The sequence below is a fragment of the Acetobacter sp. DmW_136 genome, assembly GCF_008690365.1.
Lineage (GTDB): Bacteria > Pseudomonadota > Alphaproteobacteria > Acetobacterales > Acetobacteraceae > Acetobacter > Acetobacter oryzifermentans.
The window spans coordinates 61,664-81,560 of the sequence record NZ_VHON01000007.1 but is presented as its reverse complement, the minus strand read 5'-3'; the positions used below and the strand labels follow the sequence as shown (position 1 = coordinate 81,560).

14 protein-coding genes are annotated in these 19,897 nt (G+C 50.7%); 13 read left to right on the top strand and 1 reads right to left on the bottom strand.

The genetic code is table 11. The features are described from left to right. Nucleotides 1-65 precede the first annotated feature (65 nt). The 10 genes from tolQ to glmM all read left to right on the top strand — a co-directional run bounded on the left by tolQ (nucleotide 66) and on the right by glmM (nucleotide 11,348). Nucleotides 66-806: a protein TolQ gene (gene tolQ / locus FKW31_RS03375; protein ID WP_006115644.1), complete on the top strand. Its 741-nt coding sequence runs from the start codon at nucleotides 66-68 to the stop codon at nucleotides 804-806. 3 nt (nucleotides 807-809) lie between these two features. Beyond that, nucleotides 810-1,241, top strand: a complete 432-nt coding sequence (gene tolR, locus FKW31_RS03370; protein WP_006115643.1) for a protein TolR — start codon at nucleotides 810-812, stop codon at nucleotides 1,239-1,241. A 30-nt stretch (nucleotides 1,242-1,271) separates the two neighbouring features. Next, a complete protein-coding gene (locus FKW31_RS03365) occupies nucleotides 1,272-2,279 on the top strand; it encodes an energy transducer TonB (protein ID WP_082823220.1) in 1,008 nt (335 codons plus the stop codon). A 23-nt stretch (nucleotides 2,280-2,302) separates the two neighbouring features. Further along, the gene (gene tolB / locus FKW31_RS03360) at nucleotides 2,303-3,667 is read left to right on the top strand and encodes a Tol-Pal system beta propeller repeat protein TolB (protein WP_006115641.1); all 1,365 of its coding nucleotides are present in this window, start codon (nucleotides 2,303-2,305) and stop codon (nucleotides 3,665-3,667) included. A 323-nt stretch (nucleotides 3,668-3,990) separates the two neighbouring features. Then, a complete protein-coding gene (gene pal, locus FKW31_RS03355; RefSeq protein ID WP_006115640.1) occupies nucleotides 3,991-4,473 on the top strand; it encodes a peptidoglycan-associated lipoprotein Pal in 483 nt (160 codons plus the stop codon). A gap of 118 nt (nucleotides 4,474-4,591) precedes the next feature. Next, nucleotides 4,592-5,356: a tol-pal system YbgF family protein gene (locus tag FKW31_RS03350; protein WP_150177898.1), complete on the top strand. Its 765-nt coding sequence runs from the start codon at nucleotides 4,592-4,594 to the stop codon at nucleotides 5,354-5,356. A gap of 8 nt (nucleotides 5,357-5,364) precedes the next feature. Continuing rightward, the gene (gene tilS / locus FKW31_RS03345) at nucleotides 5,365-6,672 is read left to right on the top strand and encodes a tRNA lysidine(34) synthetase TilS (RefSeq protein ID WP_150177704.1); all 1,308 of its coding nucleotides are present in this window, start codon (nucleotides 5,365-5,367) and stop codon (nucleotides 6,670-6,672) included. Nucleotides 6,673-6,809: 137 nt separating this feature from the next. After that, nucleotides 6,810-8,747, top strand: a complete 1,938-nt coding sequence (ftsH, locus tag FKW31_RS03340; RefSeq protein WP_089179806.1) for an ATP-dependent zinc metalloprotease FtsH — start codon at nucleotides 6,810-6,812, stop codon at nucleotides 8,745-8,747. A gap of 74 nt (nucleotides 8,748-8,821) precedes the next feature. Further along, a complete protein-coding gene (gene folP, locus FKW31_RS03335) occupies nucleotides 8,822-9,856 on the top strand; it encodes a dihydropteroate synthase (RefSeq protein WP_006115635.1) in 1,035 nt (344 codons plus the stop codon). A gap of 133 nt (nucleotides 9,857-9,989) precedes the next feature. Next, nucleotides 9,990-11,348, top strand: a complete 1,359-nt coding sequence (gene glmM / locus FKW31_RS03330; RefSeq protein WP_006115634.1) for a phosphoglucosamine mutase — start codon at nucleotides 9,990-9,992, stop codon at nucleotides 11,346-11,348. Between the two features lie 169 nt (nucleotides 11,349-11,517). Here glmM and FKW31_RS03325 read toward each other — a convergent pair whose 3' ends face one another. Then, nucleotides 11,518-12,303 carry a response regulator transcription factor gene (locus tag FKW31_RS03325; protein ID WP_063354772.1) on the bottom strand — a complete coding sequence of 262 codons (786 nt, stop codon included), beginning with the start codon at nucleotides 12,301-12,303 and terminating at the stop codon, nucleotides 11,518-11,520. A gap of 375 nt (nucleotides 12,304-12,678) precedes the next feature. On the opposite strand from FKW31_RS03325, the gene tsaE reads away from it, so the two are divergent. Genes tsaE through addA form a run of 3 tightly spaced genes read left to right on the top strand, consistent with a single transcriptional unit; the run spans nucleotide 12,679 to nucleotide 19,804 of the window. Next, the gene (gene tsaE / locus FKW31_RS03320) at nucleotides 12,679-13,149 is read left to right on the top strand and encodes a tRNA (adenosine(37)-N6)-threonylcarbamoyltransferase complex ATPase subunit type 1 TsaE (protein ID WP_150177702.1); all 471 of its coding nucleotides are present in this window, start codon (nucleotides 12,679-12,681) and stop codon (nucleotides 13,147-13,149) included. After that, nucleotides 13,146-16,235: a double-strand break repair protein AddB gene (gene addB, locus FKW31_RS03315; RefSeq protein ID WP_150177700.1), complete on the top strand. Its 3,090-nt coding sequence runs from the start codon at nucleotides 13,146-13,148 to the stop codon at nucleotides 16,233-16,235. Before tsaE ends, addB begins: the two co-directional genes overlap by 4 nt. Further along, entirely contained in the window at nucleotides 16,232-19,804 is a 3,573-nt protein-coding gene (gene addA, locus FKW31_RS03310) for a double-strand break repair helicase AddA (RefSeq protein WP_150177698.1), read from the top strand. The genes addB and addA overlap by 4 nt, the downstream gene beginning before the upstream one ends. Nucleotides 19,805-19,897 lie beyond the last annotated feature (93 nt).

The following is a 19,897-nucleotide window of genomic DNA, read 5'->3' as shown; positions in this document are numbered from 1 at the left end:
AAGAAGCAGAGGCGTCGGGCAAAGCATGTGTCTCGACCGAGTCGGAGACAGATCGCCCGTAAGGGGTGCAGAGGCAGGAGGCTTTATTGGATCGTGCGGTTGATGCGGCAAATCTCGGCGTAAATGCGGCGGGAGATTTGTCAGTATGGGCGTTGTTCATGCACGCCTCGCTTGTTGTCAAAATTGTCATGCTTGGGCTGCTGATTTGCAGCGTGATGGTATGGGCAATTATTTTGGACAAGTTTGTCACGTTGCGTCGCATCAATCGTGAAGCCACAGGGTTTGAAGATCGCTTCTGGTCTGGTGGTAGCCTTGATGATCTGTATGAAAGTGATGGCGCCAAGCCTACCAACCCAATGTCTGCCGTATTTGGCGCAGCTATGGGGGAATGGCGGCGCTCAGCCCGTATTCCCGGTGTGGATCTGGTGCGTGGTGGCGTTAAGGAGCGTGTTGACCGCGCTATTGGTATTACCATCACGCGTGAAATGGACCGCCTGCGCCGCTGGGTAATCTTTCTGGCAACGGTTGCACCTGTTGCGCCGTTTGTTGGCCTGTTTGGCACGGTATGGGGAATTATGCATTCCTTCAGCTCCATTGCGGCTGAACACAATACAAACCTCAGCGTTGTGGCCCCTGGCATTTCCGAAGCCCTGTTTGCAACGGCTATTGGCCTGTTAACGGCTATTCCAGCTTATGTGGCGTATAACGTCATCAGCAACAGCATGGATCTTTTCCAGGATCGTCTGGAAGGTTTTGGTACCGAGTTTGCTGCCATTCTTTCTCGCCAGTCCGAAGAGAGGACCTGAGATATGGCAATGCCGTCGGGAGGAAGCGGACGCCGCCGCAGGCGTCCGATGGCCGAAATTAACGTCACTCCCATGGTGGACGTGATGTTGGTGCTGCTGATCATCTTTATGGTGACATCTCCAATGATGACCAGCGGTGTGAATGTTGATCTGCCCAAAACAGATGCGCGCCCGGTTAATTCAGACAGCAAGCCCATTACCGTTTCCATCAAGTCTGATGGCACGCTGTATCTGGGGGACAACCCCGTTACGGCAGATCAGCTTGTGGCCCAGTTGAAGGCTGCCTCCAACAATGATCCATCCCACCGTATTTTTGTACGTGGGGATGCCCATATTGATTACGGGCAGGTCATGCAGGTTATGGGGCAGATTACGGAAGGCGGCTTTACGCATGTGGCTCTGCTGGCGCAGCAACCTGCCAGCAGTGGGCATTAAGCCATCCGATAGGGTGGAGAGGTACGAACAATGCCCATGGCAAGGCCACGCCGGTCTGATCAGATTATACTCCGGCGATCGCTTTATCTGTCAGGGGGCGCGCATGTCGCGCTTCTGCTGGCGCTGCTGATCACTCTTCCGCCGCCCAAGCCGCCGGAAGAGCCCCCACAGCCTACGATTGAAATGCAGTTCGAGCAGTCGGATGCACAGGAAGGCGGCCCTGCCGCCAAGGCAGAAACGGCTGCGGCTGAACCCAAACCGCCTGCGCCGGAAGAAAAGGAAGCTCCGCCAACGCCAGAGCCTCCGAAGGATGTGCCGAATGAGGAGGCCCCGCCGCCACCTCCGCCGCCACAGCCTGTTCCGCCGCCGCCCGTGCCGGAATCTGAAAAGCTGCCAGATGTGCCTCTGCCCCCCAAGGCGGAAGAGCCATCTCCTGAGGTCGTGAAAACACCGCCGTCTCCACCTTCTCCGGTGCAGCCGACGAATAGTGTGGCGCCACCTTCGCCCATTACGCAGCCCACGGATACCCTGCCGGATGCGGCGGTTCCGTCTCATATCACGCAGCCGAACAAGGCGAAGAAGAGCCAGGCAGAGTCTCATTCCCTGCTGGAAACGTTGGATACGTTCCGGTCGGATCAGAAGCAGACGCATGCACCCAAGGCACGCGCTAATCCGGTTGCTGGCGGTTCGCCCAAAGGTGGTGGTTCCCCCGTGGGTAGTAACATTACGGGCAGCCTGAGTGCTGGCCAGCAAAAAGCTATCGGGGCTGCGGTAAGGCGCTGCTACACAGAAGATACTGCCGCCAAAGATTATGCCAGTTTTGTGGCGCATTTGGTGGTTACGGTAGATGGAACGGGTGAAGCCCGCATTGTGCAGTTTGCGCCAGAAACACAGGCCCGTATGAATGCGGATTCTTCGTATCGTGCGCTGGCTGAAAGAGCTCGGGCCGCTGTTCTAAGCCCAACATGTGCCAAGCTGCCAATTCCCAAGGAACTGCTGGGGCAGCCACGGCAACTGAAGTTTGTATTCAGGCCTTGAGCAGGCCTTAGGGAGAAAAACACATGGTGATGAGTACCCGCCCCTTTATTTCCGATCAGGAAGCCGATGTGCTGGTTGGCGCGCTGCGCCGGCGCAGCCTGCTGGGGGCCAGTGTGGCTGCTGGCGGTATTATGGCCATGCCTGTTGGCGCATTTGCGGCTGCCAGCGCCCCAGAAGCTGAAATTACCGTTGATCAGGCCCGCACAGCGCCTATTCCCATCATCATCCCCAATTTTGGCGGTGGCTTGGGCGAGAAAATTGCCGAAGTGCTGACGAATGATCTGAATAATACAGGTTTGTTCAAGGTTATGCCGGGCAGCACAACATCTGGCACGCCAGATTTTGCGACTTCCAAAAGCATGGGCGCACACGCGCAGGTAACGGGTTCCGTTTCTGGTGGTGGTTCCTCTGTGCGGGTGGAAATGCGCTTGTGGGATGTGTTGAGCCATCAGCAGATTCAAGGCACGGCTTATACCACCTCTGCTGCCAACTGGCGGCGAATTGCCCATATTGTTGGCGATGTTATTTACCAGCGAATGTTAGGTGAAAAAGGGTATTTTGATACCCGGATCGCCTTTATTTCCCGTTCTGGCCCACGTGGGCACCAGCGTACGCGTCTGGCCGTTATGGATCAGGACGGTGCAAACGCTCGGATGCTGACAACTGGCAAGTGGCTGACCCTGACACCGCGCTTTAGCCCAGTGAAGGATCAGATTGCCTTCATGTCCTATGCTAACAACCGCCCTCGGGTTTATCTGTTTGATTTGACCAGTGGCCGTCAGCAGATTCTGGGTGAATTTGAAGGTATTTCCTTCGCGCCACGTTTCTCACCAGATGGGCGTTCTGTTGTGCTGTCAGTCACCCGTAATGGCGGGTCTGATCTGTATGTTGTGGATCTGGCCTCTGGCTCGCGCCGTCAGATCACGTCTTCTGGGGCTATTGATACCAGCCCGTGCTTTAGCCCGGATGGATCACAGATCGTATTCAACTCGGATCGTGGTGGCAGCCCGCAGATTTATATCATGCCGGCTTCCGGTGGTGGTGCACGCCGCATTTCTTACGGTCAGGGCACGTATGGGTCTCCAGTGTGGTCTCCGCGTGGGGATCTGATTGCGTTTACCCGTATTGCCGGGGGTATGTTCTCGCTTGGTGTTATGGCCCCGGATGGCACTGGTGAGCGAATCATGACGCAGGGCTTTACGGTGGAAAGCCCAAGCTTCTGCCCTAATGGGCGCGTGCTGGCATATTGCCGCCAGAGCCGTGCAGGTGCAGGTGGTGCGGGCTTTAGTTCTACCATTGGAATGGTGGATATTACGGGCTTTAATGACCGCGTTCTGCCCACGCCAGAAGCGGCGTCAGATCCGGCATGGTCTCCACTAAACGGCTAAAAAACGGCTGTTTGTGAAGAAAACCCCATATCACAAAAATGTGATATGGGGTTTTTGCTGTCCATAATTTGGCCGCAATAAAGGCGTATAAGACCAATAAGCAGAAGTGTGTCTTTTTCGTCTCACTCAGTGTATGGCAGGTATGAGATACAGAGATGCAACTTGACCCACAGAATAAGCTATGGCTTAGGGCAAGTTGGTCTCCAAAATTCGTCGGCTCTTCGAAGGGTTCGGAGAGGAGCAGAAGAAGACGCGGAGATACAAGGTTAAAACTCTTTTCTCCCGAATAGTTCCGCAAGGAACCAATTCTCAGGATCCGACACATGAGACTAAAAGTAGTTGCCGCGCTTGGTATGGTTGCCCTGCTGTCAGCCTGCGCCCACGATAACGCAAACACCGGTGCCTCCAATGGTGCTGCCACCACGCAGCCTACCATCAGCGGCCCCGTTCCCGGCAGTGAAGCTGATCTGGTTGCAAACGTGGGTGACCGCGTTTTCTACGACCTGAACAAAAGCGGCCTGCGCGATGATGCCAAGGACACCCTGCAGAAGCAGGCTGACTGGCTGGCAAAATACCCGCAGGTTAATGTTGAAGTTGCCGGTAACTGCGATGACCGCGGCACCGAAGAATACAACATTGCTCTGGGCCAGCGCCGTGCCAATGCAGCGCGTGATTACCTGGTTGCCAAGGGCGTAGCTTCTTCCCGTATTTCCACCATTTCCTACGGTAAAGATCGTCCGACCGCTCTGGGTGATGATGAAGATGCATGGGCTCAGAACCGTAACGCCATTACCTCTGTTAAATAAGATTTCAGAATTTTCTGAAAGCTGACAGAGCAGAAACAGGCCGGGTGTTAAAGCCCGGCCTGTTTTGTATTGTAAGCACTTGTCTTGCAGAACAAAGTGGTATGATGTTTCTGCCTATATGTTGTGGAAGGGTAAGAACCTGATGAAAATCTGCTTCAAAGCATCGCGGCATGTCCGCACAGGGCTTGTGGCGTTGGCAATGGCAACCGCAATAAGCAGTGTGTGCGTGCCAGTTGCATGGGCGCGGGATACTGCAAACGCAGGCACGAATGATCTGATTGCCCAGTTGCTGGACCGGGTGAGCACGTTAGAGCAGCAGCAGCGCGATATGCGTGGTGAAATTGACCAGCTGACCAATGAACTGCAACAGAAAACAGCGGCCCTTTCCAAGCAGATAGCAGATAATCAGTTTGCAGCTCAGGCAAGTGCTGGCGGCGCAGGCGCTTCTACGGCTGCCGCAGCCTCAACAGATGCAACAGCCAAGGAAATTGCAAAGCCCACCACGCCAGATGGATTGCTTGCCAGCGGGAAGGCCGCTTTGCAGAAAAAAGATTATGCAGAAGCGCAGTCTGATGCTGAATCAGCGCTTAAGAATGCCAAAGGTGCTTTTAAGGTAGATGCACAATTTCTGCTGGCGCAGTCCTTGGCTGGCCAAAAGCAGTATCGTCAGTCTGCCGTGGCATATTATGATGCTTACCGGCAGGCCCCCAAAAGTGGGCGTGCCCCAGATGCGTTGTTAGGCGTTTCGGCTTCCCTTCTGGCATTGGGGGATAAAAAGGCATCGTGTGAAGCGCTTTCCAAGCTGAAAACAGAATTCCCCACACCTTCCACACGTGTTGCACACGCAGCAGAAGTCTATGCCAAACGAGGCGGCTGCGAATAACGGTTAGCGTGGTATCGGGAAAAGTGTCTGCTCCTGTATTTTTTGGGCGTGATGTTTTTTCCGATCAGCCCGTTTCTCCGGTTTGTTTTGCGCAATGTATGGCCCAGTTAGGGCCGTTTTTTCCTGATCAATCCGATTGTCCTCCGGTTGCTATGGCTGTTTCTGGCGGCGGCGATAGCTTATGTCTTGCGTGGTTGGCCTCTTTTTGGCGGAAAAACCTGCTGGCTTTGGTTGTGGATCACGGTTTGCGGCCTGAATCTGGGTTGGAAGCGCATCAGACCCTTGCCCGCCTACAGGCAATGAATATTCCAGCGCAGTTGTTAGTGCTTACAGATCTCAAAAAGGGCTCGGCCATGGCGCACAGAGCCAGAGAGGCCCGTTATGCGCGCCTGATAGCTGCTTGCCAGGAACATGGATGCACAGATCTTTTGCTAGGACATCAGGCGGATGATCTGGCTGAAACAGTCTGGATGCGTCAAAACTCCAGCAGTGGGCCAGAAGGACTGGCCGGTATGGGTTGGATAACTGTGCGGCCGGATATTCGTCTTATTCGTCCCATGCTTGGGTTTTCTCGGCAGGCACTGCGGAATACTTTACGGCAAGCGCATGTTGAATGGGTGGATGATCCCTCCAATCAAGATCAGCGCGCTGAGCGTGTGCGTTTGCGCTACTTGCTGCAAAAAAACGATCAACGTGCGCATTTCTGGCAACTCGGTATGCAATCCGGCCAATTTCGGATGTGCAGGGAACGTGAACGTGCCGCGCAGCTTGCGCAGCATATTGTGATGCGACCAGAAGGATGGGCCATTCTGGGCCCGGAGTTGCCAGATGTTGATGTGCTTGCGGCTCTTATCCGCAGTATTGGTGGGGCTGAATATCCGCCCTCTCAATCTGCTGTGGCGCGCTTGAAAGATATGGCAGCAGAAGCCACGTTAGCTGGAACGCGGCTGATCCGGCATGAACAGCAATGGGCTCTGCTACGTGAAGAAGCTGCAATGGCTTCTGCCGTGCAGGCAGAAAATGGCATAGTATGGGACAACCGGTTTGTGTTGCGCCTTCCTACATCAGTTCAGAAAGAAGGGCTGATGGTTGCAGCGGCAGGGTATGGGCTGGCGCGCAAAATGCGTAATGGGCAGCAAGCAAAGTTTTGTGCTGTGCTTCCTGCATTGTGGCGTGCAGGCAAACGCGTTGCTGTGCCGCATTTGGGCTGGGTAGGGGAAGATGAGCCCGATTTGCATGGGGCAGAATTCATTTTTCGCCCTATGGTTTCGGTTACCAGCAGCAGCGTGTATGGTGCAGTTGCACAAGATTCTTAAAATATGTGCGGCTCGCAGACTAGGAATACGCAGGTGGCCTCCCATTTAATAAAGGGAGAGGTTGCTTTTTTCTGCGGCAGCCGGTCAGATAAAGACTCTTCCGGCATTCTCGCACTAGGTATGGATATACGGGCAAGATGAACAATTTAGGCCGCAATCTGGCGCTGTGGGTCAGCATTATCCTGCTGCTGCTGTTGCTTGTGAACATGTTCCAGCCGGGGAGCACGCAGCACGCTGCACAGCAACTGGCGTATTCGGACTTCATTGCTGATGTGGATACAGGGCATGTTCGGTCTGTTGTGATGCAAAATCACAATATTTCCGGCACGCTGACTGATGGCACGGCTTTTGAAACCTATGCGCCGCTTGATCCTTCCCTTGTCACCCGCATGGTGGGCAAAGGGGTGGAAGTTGTGGCCAAGCCGCTGGAGCAGGAAGGTAGCCCGCTGCTGCGTTACTTCCTAAATTCCTTGCCCATTATTCTGCTGGTGGCTGCATGGCTGTTTATGATGCGGCAGATGCAGGGCGCTGGTGGCCGGGCCATGGGCTTTGGTAAATCCCGCGCCAAAATGCTGACAGAAAAGCATGGTCGCGTCACGTTTGATGATGTAGCCGGGATTGATGAAGCTAAAGGGGAACTTCAGGAAATCGTGGATTTTCTGAAAGACCCACAGAAGTTTACGCGCTTGGGCGGTAAAATTCCCAAAGGCGTGCTGCTTGTGGGGCCGCCGGGCACTGGTAAAACCCTGTTGGCCCGCGCCATTGCAGGTGAAGCCAATGTACCGTTCTTTACCATCTCTGGTTCCGACTTTGTGGAAATGTTCGTAGGTGTTGGTGCATCCCGTGTGCGTGACATGTTCGAACAGGGTAAAAAATCAGCTCCTTGCATTATCTTCATTGATGAAATTGATGCCGTTGGTCGCCATCGTGGTGCAGGTATGGGTGGCGGCAATGATGAGCGCGAGCAGACACTGAACCAGATGCTGGTTGAGATGGATGGTTTTGAAAGCAATGAAGGCGTGATCCTGATTGCCGCCACCAACCGTCCGGATGTGCTTGACCCGGCATTGCTGCGCCCCGGTCGTTTCGACCGTCAGGTTGTAGTGCCAAATCCTGATGTGTCTGGCCGTGAGAAAATTCTGCGTGTGCATATGCGCAAAGTGCCACTGGCATCCGATGTGGACCCACGCATTATTGCACGTGGTACCCCTGGTTTCTCCGGTGCTGATCTTGCCAATCTGGTAAACGAAGCCGCGCTATCTGCTGCACGTCTGGGGCGTCGCACTGTTTCCATGCGTGAGTTTGAAGATGCCAAAGACAAGGTGCTGATGGGTGTTGAACGTCGCTCCCTTGTTATGAGCGATGATGAAAAGCGGCGCACAGCTTACCATGAGGCAGGGCATGCTATTACGGCTGTTCTGGTTCCGGAAAGTGAGCCCATTCATAAGGCAACCATTATCCCGCGTGGTCGTGCGCTGGGTATGGTGATGCGTCTGCCAGAAGATGATCGCCTGTCCATGAGCAAGAAAAACGCATTTGCGCATCTTGTAGTGGCTATGGGTGGCCGTGTTGCGGAGGAAGTTATCTACGGTAAGGATAACGTCTGCAACGGCGCAATGGGTGACATTAAAATGGCAACCCGCGTGGCCCGCAGCATGGTGACCGAATGGGGTATGAGTGACAAGCTGGGCATGATTGCCTACGCAGATGATGATCAGAATGGTGGTTTCTTTGCCGGGGCCTCTCGCAACTTCTCGGAAGAAACAGCCCGTGAGATTGATGAGGAAGTTCGCCGGCTTGTAGATGAAGCCTATGTGCAGGCTCGGAACTATCTGCATGATCATATTGATGAACTGCGCCGTCTGGCAGAAGCCCTGCTGGAATATGAAACCCTCAGCGGTGAAGAAATTCGTCAGATCATGCGGGGGCAGCCTATCGAACGTAAGGAAGAGGAAGAAAGCGGGCCAGTTAACAGGCGTTCTTCTGTGCCTCAGGTTGGTGGGTCAGATGCGCAGGGTTTGGATAAACCGCAAAATGAAAACGGAGGCCCAGCTCCTGTGCCTCAGCCAAGCTAACTTTCTAATAAAGATGTAGAGTGGAAAGAGGCGGCAGAAATGCCGCCTCTTTTTGTTTGGGATAGGCAGATAAGATGACGTATGTACGGCTGGTTGAACCTTTGGGGCTTGTCTATGGCAACATAGCGCAAGCAGCTATCAAGCAGGGTGATGCTTTACCTTTATGCGGTGGCCCTGTGGCATTTACGTATGTGCGTTTGATAGAGGGATATCAGACAATCGGCTTGATGCCTGTGCAGAAAGTGCCGCAGGAATGGGCGCTGGAACTTGAGCGGATAACACGTTCTGTACCATCAGTTGGATTACCAGCAGGTCTCCAGATTATGGGTATCCTGAATATCACGCCAGATAGCTTTAGCGATGGCGGTAAATTGGCAAGCGCTGATGAGGCAATTTTAAAAGCGCATGAAATGGTGCGCGCTGGCGCAACCGTGCTGGACATAGGGGGAGAAAGTACACGGCCCGGTTCAGCTACAGTTACACCAGTAGAAGAATGGAAGCGTATTGGCCCGGTTCTTGTGGCTTTAAAGGCAGAATTGCCAAGCGTGGCTGTTTCTGTAGATACGCGGAATAGTTATGTCATGCAGCAAGCTTTGGCGGCTGGGGCGCATATTATCAATGATGTGACAGCTCTTGTGCATGATGCGGCAGCTTTGCCGCTTCTGGCTGTACAAGATTGTGGTGTTGTGCTGATGCATATGCGCGGCACACCTCAAACCATGGCAGAACATGCCGTGTACGAAGATGTGAGTATAGACGTGGTGCGTGAACTCGCACAACGGATTGAGGTTGCCGTGAAAGGAGGCATTGCACGACATCGGATTATGGTAGATCCGGGGTTTGGTTTTGCAAAAAACTTTGAACAGAATAAGCAATTATTGCGGCATATTCTGCTTCTGACCAATTTGGGCTGCCGGGTTGTATTTGGTGTGTCCCGCAAGCGGATGATTGGAAACCTTACGGGAGAAACTACGCCACATTTGCGTGATGCCGGAACGCAGGCGGCATCTTTTCCTGCTATGGCTTTGGGTAGCACGGTTTTGCGCGTGCATGATGTTAAAGGCATGATGCAGGCTGTAAACGTATGGCGAGAAATATATCAGAGCTAAAAAAGTAAGTTTCCGGGCTGAACAAGGTTTCTTCCAGCCTGAAACCGTTTTAGGAAATAAAAGAAAACCGCAAGAAGGCAGTTCCGTTCTTTATGCAGGATGGGCTTTTTCTGTCTGAGGCGGACAGAATGGAATGAGCAGAATGAAGCGTTTTTTCGGAACAGACGGTATTCGTGGCACTGCTAACGTTGCACCGATGACGGTGGAAATTGCCCAAAAGCTGGGGCAAGCTGCGGGGTTGCATTTTAAGCGGGGGGATCACCGGCATAGCGTTCTGTTGGGGAAGGATACGCGGCTTTCTGGATATATGATCGAAAGCGCCATGGTTTCGGGCTTTTTGTCTGCCGGCATGGATGTCACGCTGGTTGGTCCGCTCCCAACACCTGCGATTGCCATGCTCACGCGCTCTCTTAGAGCAGATCTGGGTGTTATGATTTCTGCCTCTCATAATCCTTTTGGGGATAATGGCATCAAACTGTTTGGCCCAGATGGCTTTAAGCTTTCTGATCAGGATGAAAGCGAAATTGAAGCCCTGATGGAAAAAGACCTTACCGCATATCTGGCAACGCCAGAACATATTGGCCGAGCTTCTCGGCTGAATGATGCTGCTGGTCGGTATATAGAAAGTGCCAAAGCATCCTTCCCGCGTAAATTGCGGCTGGATGGCATGAAGATTGTTATTGATTGTGCCAATGGCTCTGCCTATCGGGTTGCGCCAACCGCATTGTGGGAGCTGGGCGCAGAAGTTATCCGGATAGGTTGTGAACCTAACGGCGTAAACATTAATGAAAAATGTGGTTCAACACATCCTGAAGCCCTATGCGCCGCAGTTGTAAAACATAAGGCGGATTTGGGTATTGCCCTGGATGGAGATGCAGACCGTGTGCTGATTGCAGATGAAACTGGTCGCCTGATTGATGGTGACCAGATTCTCGCTCTGATTGCCCAGTCTTGGGCGCGTGAAGGGCGCTTGGTAGGCAAGGCTGTTGTGGCAACCGTTATGTCCAATATGGGGCTGGAACGGTTTCTTGAAAATCTGGGCTTAAATCTGGAACGTACGGCAGTGGGGGATCGCTACGTTGTAGAACGCATGTTGGAACGACAAGCTAATATAGGCGGTGAACAGTCTGGCCATATGGTGCTGACAGATTTTGCAACAACAGGAGATGGGCTGATTGCCGCCTTGCAGATTCTGGCGGTGCTTGTGCAGGATGGTCGCCCAGCTAGTGAAGTTTGCCGGTTGTTTCAACCGTTTCCCCAAAAGCTAAAAAACGTTCGATACAAAGGTGTCTGCCCGCTTGATGTGGATGAAGTAAAAAGTCGTCAGGCTGATGTAGAGCGCAAATTAGCTGGCCGAGGGCGTTTGGTGCTGCGTAAAAGCGGTACAGAACCTTTGGTACGAGTGATGGCAGAAGCAGAAGACGCAAATCTGGTTGATGAGGTTGTTGATCAGATGTGCGATGTGCTTGAGCAGGTGCGTGTTCCTGCGTAAAATACACTATAGGGAAAGGAGTTTTTGAAAATTCTTTTCCCTAAAATGTTCATGTCAAAATTTGGGGCATGTTTGAACAACCATGCTTCATTTTACACAGCAACAATCGAGCGTCTTTTATTCTTATAAATTACCAAAATACATTATAATTCAAATATATTTTGGTAATTTAGGCACTGTTCTCCGCAACATGCTGAGGGTGGGAAGCATGCCGGGAAGATACTGATTGAGATTGTTCCATGGGTTTGCTGAGTGTAGGCATAGATACACACGCTTTAGGTGCTTGTGGGTCATTCAGAATATAACCTTTGCCCCATACCGTAGAAATAAGATTTCCTACACCTGCAGTCTGAAGTTTTTTGCGAAGTTTGCAGATAAAAACATCTATAATTTTTATATCCGGTTCATCCCGTCCTCCATAAAGATGATTGAGGAAGGTTTCCTTGGTTTGAGCAATGCCTTTGCGCAATACAAGGAGTTCAAGAATGGCAAATTCTTTTCCGGTAAGGTGAACGGGCTGGTTGTTGACCATTACGGCATGACTGTTGAAGTTAACTGTAAGGTTGCCAATGTGGACAATGGGGTGAGCATAGCCGTGAACCCGTCGTAAAATGGCTTGAATGCGCGCTGTAAGTTCAGTTGAATCAAAAGGATCTGTTAGATAATCGTCAGCGCCCACGGTAAAAGCTTTGGTTTTCACCTCAGGATTATTAACTGGTGAGATAACGATAACAGGTGTTGTGAGTTTTAAAGATCGTAACGTGCTGAGAATGTCATACCCATGAATATCAGGGTGTTGCAGGTGAAGAATGGCAAGGCCATAATCATAGTTTCTGAGTAATTCTATAACTTCCTGATCACACTGAACCATATCCACCGAAAAAGAGGCTTTTGTTAATGCCGAAAATATGGCCCGGCTGGAGGTGCAATTATTTTCTAAAAGCAAAATACGCATGGTGGAACCTCATTATGGTTCAGAGAATCAAAATACACTCTATGGTTGCATTTTTTGTTATCACTAAACCTATACGTGTTTCAAAAAGAAACAAACAATATTTCGTTCAGAGCTTCTCTTTAGCGCGTATCAATCATGCATTTTATGCATGGCGAAAGGAACATAATAATGAGTAAAGATTAAGAAAATGATAAAAAATGTTAGATTTTATTCGTGAAATTTCAAGAAAGTTATTTATAAACAATGGAATGTAGAAAATATTTGTTTGCTTAGCTTAAGCTACACTTCTTTGTGATATCGAAACTGACGTAACAAAAAACCTCTCATTGTTGTGATTTACAGCAAATGGCTGGGCAATGAACGGAGAAGAGTAAGATGGCCAGAGAAATGATTCTGCAAGATGAAGATGCAACAATAAAACTGGCCACAAAGCTGGCAGAATATGCGCAAGCAGGGGATGCTATTTTACTTTCTGGGCCGCTAGGGGCTGGGAAAAGCCTTTTTGCACGTGCTTTTTTGCGAGCATTTTGCCAAGAGCCTAACCTAGAGGTGCCAAGTCCGACCTATACTTTAGTGCAATCTTACGAATCTCCTTTATGCATTGTGTCTCATTTTGACCTCTGGAGATTGGGTGACCCAGATGAGCTTGAGGAGCTCGGATGGGATGAGGCACGAGAAGGTGTGGTGCTGGTTGAATGGCCCCAAAAACTGGAAGACTTGTTGCCTGAAGATGCCTTGAATCTTGAAATACATGTTCTGGCTGACGGGCAGCGCCAAGCCAGATTATCAGGATGGGAAGAAAGATTGAAAAAGATAGATATGGCTGGCTATGGGATTGGCGCATGAAACTTGCAACAATTCCCGCACACCTTCCTTTCCTTGATCAACTCGCCATACGTTGGATCGAATCTGCAAATCATGATGTAGAAGCTATAGGTGAAGGCATTATTGTATTGCCCGGCAGACGTGCTGCACGTGCATTAACAGAAGCTTTTTTGCGCCATATGGATGGGCAGAGTGTATTGCTGCCACGCATTGTGCCTATCGGTGCGCTGGATGAAGCTGAACTGGGATTGTCCGCTGGCATAGGCGGTGAGCTGGCATTGGACTTGCCCCCGGCTGTTGCCAGTATGACAAGGTTAGCTGTATTGGCTCGGCTGGTTTTGCAGGCAGATAAAGCATTTGGCACACGGCCAACACTGGATCAGGCATGGCCTTTGGCAAAAGCTCTGGCAGATTTAATGGATGAAGCCGAGTGGTCTGGCGTTAATCTGGCAGAACGTTTACCAGAAGCTGTGCAAGAAAACTTTGCAGAACATTGGCAAATTATTTTAAGATTTCTAAAAATTGTAACACAGGCATGGCCAGAATGGCTAAGGGAAAACGGGGTTATGAACCCTGTGGCCAGACAGGTTGCATTGCTTGAAGCACAGGCAGATTTATGGCGTAAACTCGCGCAACAGGGTGATAGTACACCTATATGGGCGGCCGGGTTTACACATGTTATGCAGCCTACAGTAAAGGTGTTGCAAGCCGTTCTGGAATGTCCTGCAGGTAAGGTTGTATTGCCTGGATTGGATATGATGATGGCAGAGGAAACCTTTCTTTCTTTGCCAGATAGTCACCCTCAGGCTGGGTTAAGTGCTTTACTAAAAAATTTAGAAATCACACGAAATAAAGTTCAAGTTTGGGAAGGCACAGGAAAAGGAGCAGAACGAGCTGCCATTCTTGCGCGCGTTCTTCTTCCGGCTGAAGCTTTGGATGATTGGTCTCATCCGGGTGGTGCTGAGTTAGAAAATGTTTACAGGCTAGATGCAGCAGATCAGCAGGAAGAAGCTGTTGCAATCAGCATGATCATGCGTGAGGCGATCGAAAAACCAATGCATCGCGTCGCCCTTGTAACGCCAGATAGAGTATTGGCTGCACGTGTGGCAACGGAACTGGCACGCTGGGGTGTGCTGGCGGATGACAGTGCAGGCTCATCCTTGGTGGATACACCTGCGGCTGTTTTATTACGTCTTGTTGCTCAAATGGTGGATAGCAGATTTTCGCCAGTTTCTCTTTTGAGTGTTTTAAAACATCCTTTGGTTGCATGTGGTTTTTCATCAGGTGTCTGCCGTGCAACAGCACGCCTTTTGGAACGTGCTATTTTGCGTGGTCCAGCACCTCCACCTGGGTTTGCAGCTTTATGTCGGGTTGTGAATAATGCTTTAGAAAACCTGAATGAAAGAGCAAAAGCCAAGCTGGAAGGCGGTGTTACGGCGGATAGGCCTTTTGGTCCGGTAGCATTGTCTGTTTTCATGCAGCGTTTAGCTTTTTGTCTGGAGCCGGTTCTTGGGTGGGAGCTGGATGCGGTAGAGGCAAGCGTGCAGACAGCGCAAGATTTAGAGCAGCATTGCGCGCCTGTGCCAGACTTACTTGCTGCATTAATTGCAACAGTAGAGCGTTTGGTTGCAACTGATGAAGAAAGCGCATCAGAGCGTTTATGGCGTGGTGAAGAAGGCAATATGCTTGCCAGCCAGTTAACAGAGTTGATGTTAGCATCAGAGGTTTTACCGCCTCAACCGCCTGTTGTTTTGGATGGCTTGTTAACAGCAGTTCTTGCTCCTGAACGCGTTGCTATGCGCCGAGGTGGAGACCCCAAATCTTTACATCCACGTGTTTTAATCTGGGGTTTGTTTGAATCACGCTTGCAAACAGCAGAAACAGTTATTCTGGGCGGGCTTTCTGAAGGTGTGTGGCCGCCCGTAGTAGATGCTGGCCCATGGATGAGCCGGCCTATGCGGCAAAGAATGGGGCTTCCATCTCCAGAGCAGGCAGTAGGGCAGGCCGCGCACGATTTTTTTGCAAGCGCAGCCGCCGCAGATACAGTTATTCTTTCCAGCGCACGGCGGAGAGAAGGTGCACCTGTTGTTCCGGCCAGATGGCTTACGCGGCTTGATGCTTTTTTGGCTGGCCGTAATGGGTATATTCCTAATCACCCTGCTTTAGTTTGGTTGAATAAGTTGGATCAGCCATTAGGGCCAGCAACACCTGTTGCACCACCGCAGCCCATGCCCCCCGTTGCATTGCGGCCACGTCGTTTGAGTGTGACAGAAATAGAAACTTGGATAAGAGATCCTTACGCTATTTACGCAAAACACGTTTTGCGCCTTGAAGTCTTGCCAGAGTTGGAAGAAGCAGCCGATGCATCTGACTATGGTATGATTGTGCATAAGGCGTTGGAGCGCTGGGTAAAAGCTTATGGTGTGGCATGGCCAGAGAATGCAGAAAAGAAATTATGCGATTTATTTTCTGCAAGTTTACAGGAACATGTTTTGCGCCCAGCATTGCGTGCATGGTGGGCGCCCAGATTAACACGTATTGCCCGATGGGTGGTGCAGGCTGAAGAAAAACGACGTAGTGAACACGGTGTGCCGCGCGCTATTCTGACAGAAATTCGTGGGCGTGTGAGCATTATGGATGCTCCAGGCGGTAAGTTTGATATTGTTGGTCGGGCAGACCGTATAGAATTGAATGCTGATGGGCATGTGATTGTGCAGGATTATAAAACGGGCACATTACCCTCTGCCAAAGATGTTTGGGCCGGTTGGAGCCCGCAGCTTCCGCTTGAGGCCGCTATGATTATTCGAGGTGGTTTTAAAGAGGTTCCCGAACATTCAAGAGAAATATCAGATCTTATTTATTGGCGCCTAACGGGTGGCGCTGATCCGGGAGAAGAGGTGGTTGTGAAAACCCGTGAAGCACTCAGCCTTACCGATCTGGCCGAACAAACTTGGGAAAATTTGCTATTGCGGGTGGCTGCATACGATCAACCAGATCAACCTTACCTTTCTCATCCCCATCCGGGCAGAGAGCCGCGCTTTGCCGATTATGCACGTCTGGCGCGTGTGCCTGAGTGGAATTCAGCCCGTAAGGAGGATGAGGAATGAGCATATCTGCACAGAAAGCTTTACAAAAAGCTATTTCTCAGGCGAACGCGCAGCAAGCTCTGGCCTCGGATCCTTCGGCTTCGGTTTTTGTTTCAGCTTCTGCGGGAAGTGGTAAAACAAAACTGCTGATTGACCGCCTTTTGCGCTTGATGCTGCCGCGTTTGGCAGAAGATGGTTCTATCCAGCCCGGAAGTTCACCTGCCCGTATTTTGTGCTTAACCTTTACGAAGGCAGCCGCAGCGGAAATGTCCATTCGTCTGCAAAAGCGTCTTGGCCGTTGGGTAACATTGTTGGATGAGGAATTAGATAAAGAGTTGGCAGGGTTGTACGTTCCTTGCACAGATGAAACACGCAGGCGTGCGCGTGCATTATTTGCAGAGGTACTTGATCTTCCTGGGGGTATGCGCATTGGAACAATCCATGCGTTTTGCCAATCTCTGTTGCGGCGCTTCCCTCTGGAAGCTTCCATGAATCCGCATTTTACAGTTATGGAAGAAACAGATGCATCCCTGGCTTTGCAATCGTGCGTAGAAGCTATTTTAGGGCAGCAAAAAGAAGGTGTTATCTCTCCACTGGCAGGTCAGATCTCTCTTGGAGATTTTATTTTTATTGCCGGGGTTTTAAGAAAAGATGAGAGATCAGCATCTTTGCTAAAACTCATTGTAGAAGCCCCTCATAAGGCTGAGGCTATATTATGCCAGATTCTAGGATTATCACCTGATATATTACATGGCAGCACCTCTGAATTTCTTAAAAAATTATGCTCTGATTTTCCAGAAGAACAGAATTTAAGAGAGGGGTTCCAGATTCTTTCTAAGGAGGGGTCGGAAGCAATTAAAAGAAATGCTTTTTCTCTTTTAGATTGGCTTGCCTTGCCTGCCTCTGAGCGGGCAATGCAATGGTCTGTGTGGCGAAGCGGTTTTCTTACAAAAGATGGAAAGCTACGTTCTACCGGTTTAATTTCTAAAAAACTTTCTGAAAAATATTCTGATATTGCGCTCTATATTCAAAAAGAGGGTGAGCGTATATCCAGAGTGGAAGAGCAACTGCGTGCACGAAAATTGGCAGAAATGGGAAGCGCATTGCTTAAAATGGCAGCAGATGTTTCTAGCCTTTATACAACGCAAAAAGCACGACATGGTCAAATTGAGTATGATGATCTTATTCAACGTGCATTGGGACTTTTGCGAGAGCCTGGCGCCGCTTGGGTCATGTATAAGTTGGATGGAGGTATAGACCATTTGTTGCTGGATGAGGTGCAGGATACCTCTCCTGAACAATGGCGTATAGCGGGCGATCTTACAGAAGAATTTTTTGCTGGCCTTGGTGGACGAAGTGAAGAGGAACCGCCACGGACTATTTTTGCCGTGGGGGATTATAAACAGTCCATTTACGGGTTTCAGGGTGCAGATCCAGATTCTTTTCGAGAATGGCGTCAGAAGTTCAAAAAGCGTGTTCAGGATGCGCATTTATTGTGGCGTGAACCAGACCTCACAGTTTCCTTTAGATCAACTGCGCCCGTTCTTAAACTGGTTGATGCAGTTTTTGCAGAATCTGATGCAGCCAAAGGGGTTGTTGAAGAACCTGGGCAAATTATGGAGCATATTACGGCACGCCCTGGCGAAGGGGGGCGTGTAGAGTTATGGCCATTGGTTGAAACTGAAGATGAAGAAGATAGTATTAGCCCGTGGGAACCAGCACAAGGAAATGCCACACGGCAGAACTCACGCCAAAAATTGGCAGATGCTGTGGCAGGGTATATCTTCCGGCAGTTAAATAAAAAATCTTTATCTGGGAAAAATCCTTTAACAGCAGGAGATGTTCTGGTTCTTGTGCCGCGTCGCTCTCCCTTTGTGGGGATGTTGGTGCGTGCGTTGAAAGGCCATAATATTCCAGTGGTTACGCTTGTGCGTACGGGATTGGCCGAGCATCTTGCTGTGCAGGATATGCTTTCATTATGTGCAGCACTTTTGTTGCCGCAAGATGATTTAACATTAGCGTGTGTGCTTACATCTCCGCTCGGTGGTGTATCGGATGATAGTTTGATGGCTTTGGCTACGGGGCGTGAAAAAGGAGAACCGTTATGGTCAGCACTTCGAGAGCACCACACAGAACAATCAGATTGGAAACAAGCGTGGAATTTTCTGAATGGTTTGTTCAGGAAGGTAGATTATCTTACGCCTTATGAGCTTCTTTCTGCTGCACTGGGGCCGGGTGGAGCACGTGCACGGTTTCTTGCACGATTGGGTCCGGAAGCAGCAGAACCAATTGATGAATTACTTTCTGCAGCAATAAGATATCAGGATCAGCATCCGCCTTCTTTACAAGGTTTTCTGCATTGGATGCGTCATTCAGAAGAAACCGTGAAGCGGGAAGCTGAAGCTGGGGGAGATTCTGTAAGAATCATGACAGCCCATGGTTCTAAGGGGTTGCAGGCTCGTTTGGTGATTTTGCCGGATACAGTTGGCCTTCCGCGTTTTGAGGACAGATTGTTTTGGGCGCATGATAAAACACAAAATGTAGATGTGCCTTTGTATGTGCCGCGTAATGCTTTGTCTGTCGGTTTAACGAGAAGCCTTAAGGACGTTATGCGGGGCCGTGTGGTGGAGGAATATAATCGACTGCTTTACGTGGCACTTACACGTGCAGCGGATCGGTTGGTTGTGTGTGGATGGAAGCCGGGGCGCAATGTGCCCGCAGAAAGTTGGTACGAAAGATGCCGGGTTGGTTTTGAAAAAGCAGGTGCAACAGAAGTAGATTTTCAGGAAGGAGGATGGTCTGGCCCGATGCTACTTCTAGAAGAAACGCCGCAGGAACAGCCTCATCCCCAAAAGTCCCGCCCGAGTTCTGTTGAGAACCGTATGAACGTAACTTCGTTGCCATTGTGGATGGGAACTGCTCCGTTATGGAAACCTATTTTACCAGAAGCTGAAAGCCCACTAGCGCGGCCATTGGCGCCAAGTAAACCAGATGATACCATGCTTGGGCCGTTACCACCTGTGCGTTCGCCACTGGATATTGCTGCTGTTACACCCGCCAAAGCGCGTGAGGCAGCTTTTCGGCGTGGTAATCTGGTACATTCTTTGTTGCAGTTTTTGCCAAATTGCTCGGTAGAACAGCAACCTGCTATGGCGCATCAGTGGTTAGCACGGCCAGCAAGTGGTTTGTCATCGCATGAAGCCACCGTGCTTGCACAACAGGTTATTGCGGTTTTGAGGCTGCCGGAACTGGCTGAGCTGTTTGATCCTACTGCACGGGCGGAGCAGCGCTTGGCCGGTGTGGCTGGCGGGCAGGTTATTGTGGGGCAGGTGGATCGTTTGCGTGTGCTGCCAAACAAAGTGTTGGTGTGTGATTTTAAAACTGGCCGCCATGCTCCCCGTAGGGTGCAGGATACACCTGTTCTATATCTCCGACAGATGGCGGCTTATCGTGCCCTTCTGCAGGGCATATGGCCAGATCGGCCAGTGGTTTGCGTTTTGGTTTGGACAGAAATGCCACGTGCAGATGTTCTGCCAGATGCGGTGTTGGATAAACACGCCCCCGGCATTTTGCCTGCGGCTGTATCTTGACCACAGCAAGCGCAACCTTAAGTGTTAGAAAGAGTTGGGTAGGAAGCCGTTTCAACTTGTTACCCTGTATTGGTAAAGGCAGTTCACGGCATG